Origin of the sequence: Actinophytocola sp. (genome assembly GCF_036002505.1) — a bacterium.
Lineage (GTDB): Bacteria > Actinomycetota > Actinomycetes > Mycobacteriales > Pseudonocardiaceae > DASYTH01.
On sequence record NZ_DASYTH010000237.1, the window covers coordinates 1 to 1,947 of the forward strand.

Genomic DNA, 1,947 nt, shown 5'->3' on the forward strand with positions numbered 1-1,947 from the left:
CCGTACAGTTCGGCGAACCGGTGGGTCATCCGCCCGGAACCGGCGCCGATCTCCAGCAGCGTCCTGGCCCTCGACGGCCGCAGACCGCAGAACTCGATCAGCTCGTCGGCGTCGCGACGGCCGCGCTGGTAGAAGGGATCCGGTGTCGTCGCGATGTACCAGTCGGCGTCTTCGCGCGCCGCACGGTTCCACCACGTCCGGGAGTCGGACAACGACCCTCAGCCCATCCTGCTGCGACATCCCTGCGGGAGCGGATTCTACTGGCACGGAGTGGTCTTCCTCGACGACGGCCTGATCTGCGAGCAGGGCCCGCCCGAGCGGATCTTCACCGAGCCGAGCAACCCCCGCACCCAGGCGTTCCTCAAGCGGATCATCGACGCCGGGCTGTGACCGGTTGGCGTCCGCCGCGCACCCGGGCGGCGCGGGCCAGGGCGAGCATGGTGACGTTGGGGCAGCCGCCGGCCAGGATGGCTCGCCGCGCGGACGGGCAGGTAGGGTCTGGGTCGTCGGATGGCGTCAGCCGGGAGGGTCATGCCAGGTGGAGACGGCGGTGGCGGAGCGCACGCGTCGGGGGACGTTCGGGTGGCGGCGGCTGGTCCTGCTGAGCGCCGCCGCCGACGCGGTCGTGCTGCTCGGCTACGGGGCCGTCCGGCGCGACCTGGAGGCGCTGGGCTTCGGCGTGGTCATGCTGCTCGGCATCGGGCTGCTCCGGGTCCGCGGCGGCCTGCTCGGGCTGCTGGCGCTCGGGTTGCTGTTCGTCAACGTCCAGCTGTGGATGTTCCCGGCAGCCAACGGCAACGCCAGCAACCGGGTCGGGATCGTGGATCTGCTGGTCCCGGCGTCGCTGGTGGCGTTCTCCCTGGCCGGGCTCATCGGGGTCGGCGGCGCGCTGCTGCGGCGCCGCGACCCGGACGCCGGTGGCGGCGCCGCGGCCACCACGGGGGCGCTGGCGGTGGTGTTCGTGGCGACCAGCCTCTCCCTGGTGTGGCTGATGACGCCGTCACCGAACCGCAACCCCCCGGAGGGCGCAGTGGAGGTGGAGGCGCGCAACGTCGCCTTCGTGCCAGTCTCGCTGACCGCCGGCGGCGACCAGGTCACCGTGGCGATCCGCAACCGCGACCTGTTCTGGCACACGCTCACGATCGACGCGCTGAAGGTCGACCTCAAGGTCCCGGTCGGCCGGCTCCGCTCGGCCAGCTTCGAGGCGCGGCCGGGGACCTACGACTTCTACTGCCGGATCCCCGGTCACCGCACCCTCGGCATGCGCGGCACCCTCACGGTCCGGTGAGCCAACCGCTGCGGCGGCTGGTCCGGCACTAGCGGAACGGCGGCTCGTCGGAGCCGCCCTGCTGCTTGGCTTCCCACTTGGCGCGCCGCTGTTTCGCCTCCTCCGCGATCCGCTCCTCCCGAGCCTCCAGCCATTCGAGGATCCCGGCATAGCGATAGAGCACGTGGTTGCCAACCTTGGCGTAGGGAGGTCCCCGCCCTTCCGTGCGCCATCGACGCAGGGAACGCACCGACGTGCGGAGCAGCGCGGCCACCTGCCGCTCGTCCAGGACGTCGTCCGGCCGGTAGCTCATGCGGCGGATTCTTGCACGCCGGTGTCTCGCCAACCATCCGGCTCTGTATGGCCGCTTACGGTCTCTTGATGGCCACTAGTCGTAATCTTATGGCCATAACGCGAGTGCCATGGAGAGGTACGGAGCATGACGGAGCGTTGCATGATCGCCGGCTGCGGCAAGCCGGAGCGGTACTTCCGGTTGGTTGCCGGGCCGGGCGAGGACATGACGCCCGACCCTGAAGCTCACCCGATCCTCGGCGGGTTCTGCTCGCCCGAGCACGCGGCTCTCCCGCCCGCTCCGAGCAGGGCGGCCGTTGACCGCTGGGTGGCGGAGCTTCGGCAACGCGGGGTCATGACCTAGCGACGGCGGCGGCGGCCGAGTGTCG

Annotated in this window: 4 protein-coding genes; 2 read left to right on the forward strand and 2 right to left on the reverse strand. The window is 71.2% G+C overall.

Features of this window, described 5'->3' with window-relative positions:
• Positions 1-212 (reverse strand): hypothetical protein (locus VGR06_RS21565; RefSeq protein ID WP_327560931.1); only part of this gene is annotated, 212 nt, incomplete at its 3' end.
• Positions 213-550: 338 nt separating this feature from the next.
• Here VGR06_RS21565 and VGR06_RS21570 point away from each other — a divergent pair.
• Positions 551-1,288: a cupredoxin domain-containing protein gene (locus VGR06_RS21570; RefSeq protein ID WP_327560932.1), complete on the forward strand. Its 738-nt coding sequence runs from the start codon at positions 551-553 to the stop codon at positions 1,286-1,288.
• Positions 1,289-1,316: 28 nt separating this feature from the next.
• Here VGR06_RS21570 and VGR06_RS21575 read toward each other — a convergent pair whose 3' ends face one another.
• Positions 1,317-1,580 (reverse strand): helix-turn-helix domain-containing protein, encoded by a 264-nt coding sequence (locus VGR06_RS21575; RefSeq protein ID WP_327560933.1) that lies wholly within the window; start codon positions 1,578-1,580, stop codon positions 1,317-1,319.
• A gap of 126 nt (positions 1,581-1,706) precedes the next feature.
• On the opposite strand from VGR06_RS21575, the gene VGR06_RS21580 reads away from it, so the two are divergent.
• Positions 1,707-1,922, forward strand: coding sequence for a hypothetical protein (locus VGR06_RS21580; protein ID WP_327560934.1), 216 nt, complete (start codon positions 1,707-1,709; stop codon positions 1,920-1,922).
• The last annotated feature ends 25 nt before the right edge of the window (positions 1,923-1,947 follow it).